Source organism: uncultured Psychromonas sp. (assembly GCF_947489755.1).
Lineage (GTDB): Bacteria > Pseudomonadota > Gammaproteobacteria > Enterobacterales > Psychromonadaceae > Psychromonas.
Window position 1 is genome coordinate 1 of record NZ_CANLFB010000080.1, and the last position, 500, is coordinate 500.

Consider the following 500-nt stretch of genomic DNA (forward strand, 5'->3'; position numbering starts at 1 on the left):
ACCAAACTGGGTACCCCTGAGGCTTTCGCCACCACCAAATTTACCGCAGATAGTGGTTTCCATAGTGAAATTAATCTTGAATTCATGGCAAGTACTGGGCTCGATGCTTACATGGCAGATAGTGCCTTTAGAAGTCGTAACCCCTTATTTAGTCAAAGCGAAACGTACCAAACAGAGCAAGAGAAGCGACGATTAAAGCGTAGTAAAGGTAGGTCTAGATTATTTAATAGTGGTGACTTCCACTTTGATGAAAAGAAAGCAACGTGTCATTGTCCAGCAGGTAAGGAAATGTGGTTGAGTGTTAAAGATGTCGAAACAGCAGGTCGACATTATGTTCGCTACTCAGGGTATTTAAAAGATTGCCGTGTTTGCCCGCTGCAAACTCAATGCATGAGAAAGAAACCCACAAAACAAGGTCGGCAAGTCCAGTTTGAAACAAACACTAAAGGAAAAACTATCTCGTATACGGATAAAATGCGAGCCAAAATAGATAGCAGTCC

At 42.2% G+C, this 500-nt stretch carries 1 protein-coding gene; it reads left to right on the top strand.

Translation table 11 applies throughout. The features are described 5' to 3' along the window. Positions 1-500, top strand: a 500-nt coding sequence (locus Q0794_RS18080) for a transposase (RefSeq protein WP_298944275.1), incomplete at both ends; no start/stop codon positions are given.